This is a genomic window from Asaia sp. W19, assembly GCF_003994335.1.
Lineage (GTDB): Bacteria > Pseudomonadota > Alphaproteobacteria > Acetobacterales > Acetobacteraceae > Asaia.
This window is the reverse complement of the sequence record NZ_PNQZ01000159.1, coordinates 1-3,176: the sequence shown is the minus strand read 5'-3', so window position 1 is coordinate 3,176 and position 3,176 is coordinate 1. Positions and strand designations below refer to the sequence as shown.

Below are 3,176 nucleotides of genomic sequence, written 5' to 3'. Positions count from 1 at the left end.
CCCCGCCGCACCGCCCGCCGCCTGGAGGCGAACACGAATTTTATAGACGCCAGCCGGGACAGGGTAAGTCTGGGACGATGTAATGCCGGTCGTATGGAGGTTGCGGCCGGAATTCAGCCGGGCGGCAAATTCGGTCGTAGCGAAAGACTTGTCGCTCGTTCCGAGAGGCGCGGTCGTTCCAGTCGGATTCTGCATAAAGGAGACCGGCCCTGCCACGCTCTGCTGGCCCGTGTCGGCAGTTTCAAGGTAGTTACCGGCTGCCTGATAGTTACCGGCTGGCTGATAGTTACCGGCTGCCTGATAGTTCCCGGCTGGTTGCACTACGTGCCAATTTCCCGTGCCGTCCTGAAAGGCCGGATTGCCAGTCGGGGTGTCTATGCTTGCCTTGACGATACCCCCCAGATCACCGCCAGCATTAGCCACAAGCCCAGCGAACAGATCGCCCCACGAAGCGCCGGACGCACCGGGGACAGACACATTCCCCGCTACCGTCGAGACCCAGAATTTTCCTGGGGTGCTGCCATCGGGGACAACTGCATTCAGCCCGTACCCGCCCACCGAGGACGCCAAAGAGCTGTTGAAAGGGAGCAGCGCCCGGAGAGAGAGTGCGTCAAGAGAAACTCCCCCCACTGTCCCTGCATCAAGGGCACCAGTCAAAGCCCCTAGGACGGTCACATTGTTTAGGGTTGGGGAAGGGAACGCTTCATTACTGGACAAGGGCAATTTCCCCACCATTGTTCCAGAGCGTTCCGACTGAGCCCGGCACGGTCGGAAGTCCCCGCAGGTCCCCCGTCAGGAAGTAGTTCGCGCTTTGGAGTGCCTCAGCAAGTGTTGGGGCAATTGCCTCCGCCGTTTGGGCGGCTGCTGTAACCTGTGGCACAGCGACCTGGAGGGCGGTCTGCAAATCCAAGGCCGCTGCAACAGTCGCCGTATTGTCGTAGAAGAAAGAGCCGCAAATCTGCGTCGGCCCGGGTGTGGACAGGGTGCCGCTCATGGGCGCCATTTACTCCGTGATATAGAGGGGCTGTATAGATGCTGGGCCGCCGCTGCTCTCCATCGCAATTGCTTGCCCCTGAACGTCCCCTAAAAGACCTGTGAAGGTGTCCTCCCAGGTCTGAGTTGACGGGTGATCGCACCATAGCCCCGCATATTTGAGGGCGGCGTAGGTGACGAGATCAGGGCAGGCCAGCGTGAACTCGTTCGTATCCGTGAGGTTGGATAGACTGCTAACCGCGCCATAATAGTGAAAGAGAACCGACCCACCCTGCGGAATGGCCCCCCGGAAATGGATCGTGCTCCCAATCCGGGCGTAAGCCTCAGGGTTTATCTGGTTGGGCAGTCCGACAATCTGACGGAAAGCGCGCCGCTCCAGCGCGCGGCTTCGGTCTTGACAAGAGAGGCTGGCGAATACGTCAATCATCTCAAGAAAATCGTCAGGCATGGTAGCGTACGTCATCTGCCCTTGCGCGAGGATAAGCCTGTGGCGTTCCATCGAAGGGACCCTGAGGGACCGCTGGATACGCGCCAAGCCTCGATTGACGAAATTGATTGCCTGTACCTGGGAGCAGTCGTCCCGGTTCAGCTCGCCGTTGAAGTCGCTGAGGATATCCTGAAGGGCGGCCATCAGACCTCCTTCGAGGTCGCAAGGAACGCCTCAAGATTATCCCTGCGGAGCCGCGCTACGATATCCTTGGCCTCCATGTTCCAAGGGTCGAGACCTTGGGCACACCAGAGGTCGAATACGGCGGCTGGAATGGAGGCGACTTTCATGTATTCGCGCTCCCTCACATTTTTCGAGGCTAGGCGCTCGTCCCGCAGGTTTGCGAGGAAGTCATCAGAGAGTTCTTGCTGACGGAGGATCACAAGCGATCCGTCATCCTGCCCGATCAAGTCGGTGTGGACAGTGTTGAAAACGTTCAAGGGCCTGCTTTGAAGAATGTGAAGGGGAAGTTGAGGAGCCCCGTTAGAGGCTCCTCAGAGTGGCTTCAGGCCAAGTTCGTGATCAGCGCCGAGCCCTTGAAGTTCATGTGCTTCAGGGAGAACTCGCCAAGGATCTGAACATTGGTGCTGTCACCAGTGACGGCCAGCGTCTGGCGGAACCAGTCACGGAAGGTGACGAGCTTCCACATCGCCGGATCGAACAGCAGGGCATCCGCCGTGGTATCAGGGGTGCCCGATGCGCCAGTGCCGCGAATGAAGCGGTTCATCACGACCTTAAGGGTCCCGTAAGGGGACTTGTAGATCGAAATGTTGTGGTTCAGCGTCGTGTCCTGGTTCTGGACGAACACAGTGCGGTTAGAGGCCGAGAAGCCAGCAATCGTGTTGGCATCGCTTGGGCGAACCATGATCGTGTTGGCATCAGCACCGGCATTGTAGCTGGCCTGCTGCGTCGTCAGGAGCATCTGCTCAGTGAGCGCCGTGGCTGCCGGAGCGGTGCCCGTGGCATTCAGGCCAGATCCTGCCGTGTAGACCATGCTGGGGTCGATCATGGCCTGGTAGCCAGCCATCTCACGGGCCGTGCCGTCCGCACCTGCGGCCTTGCCCTGGCCGGTGCCGATGAAGGCCCACTCTCGGTCGCGCTTCAGCTCCTTGGAGCGCAGGCCGAGCTGGTAAGCAAGCTCCTGACCACGGCCATAGGTTTTGGTCGCCTGCATTGAGCCCGTCACGCTGGCAGTCTTGGTGAAAATCTGCGTGGTGTTGGAGCGCATGACAGTCGGGTTGAACTGTGCAGCCGGGGCGCTGGCGCCTTCGACCTGGGCGTTCTGGCCCACGTTCATCAGCGAATCTTCCTGCCACTCGAACAGCTTCTGAGTGGACTTATCGCCGCCGATCATCGACTGGAACGGCGTAGCGGTCGGAGCGATATTGGAGATAACGTCCGAGATATCTTCTTTGGTGCCTACAACATCGTAGGAGGAAACAGTGGTCAAATATCTACCTTAGTGAAGTTTCGCCATGAACGCCGCAGTGATGGCGTCAGGGTCGGTGGGGTTTGCGCGAAGGGATTTCAGAGCCTTGTTCAGGCCATCCTTCTCGGACGCATCAGCATTTGAACCGGCTGAGCCCGGTTTGATCACCCGGCTGGGCTTATTGACGACCTTCTGGACCTGAGCATCCACGGTCTTGCTGCCGGTATCGTAGAGGTATGCCTTGTGGAGGAGGCGGAGCATCGTCGG

General features: G+C 59.3%; 5 protein-coding genes and 1 pseudogene. All 6 read right to left on the bottom strand.

Annotated elements, in window-relative coordinates; all coding sequences use genetic code 11:
• A pseudogene (locus C0V97_RS17590) lies at positions 1-630 on the bottom strand (hypothetical protein); the annotation flags it as partial.
• A 76-nt stretch (positions 631-706) separates the two neighbouring features.
• Entirely contained in the window at positions 707-994 is a 288-nt protein-coding gene (locus tag C0V97_RS17585; RefSeq protein WP_127102855.1) for a hypothetical protein, read from the bottom strand.
• A gap of 9 nt (positions 995-1,003) precedes the next feature.
• Positions 1,004-1,624, bottom strand: coding sequence for a hypothetical protein (locus C0V97_RS17580; protein WP_127102856.1), 621 nt, complete (start codon positions 1,622-1,624; stop codon positions 1,004-1,006).
• Positions 1,624-1,920 (bottom strand): hypothetical protein, encoded by a 297-nt coding sequence (locus tag C0V97_RS17575; protein WP_127102857.1) that lies wholly within the window; start codon positions 1,918-1,920, stop codon positions 1,624-1,626. The genes C0V97_RS17580 and C0V97_RS17575 overlap by 1 nt, the downstream gene beginning before the upstream one ends.
• A 65-nt stretch (positions 1,921-1,985) precedes the next feature.
• Positions 1,986-2,930, bottom strand: coding sequence for a DUF5309 family protein (locus C0V97_RS17570; RefSeq protein WP_127102858.1), 945 nt, complete (start codon positions 2,928-2,930; stop codon positions 1,986-1,988).
• A gap of 9 nt (positions 2,931-2,939) precedes the next feature.
• Positions 2,940-3,176: hypothetical protein (locus C0V97_RS18475; protein WP_158625472.1), on the bottom strand; the 237-nt coding region annotated here is incomplete at its 5' end.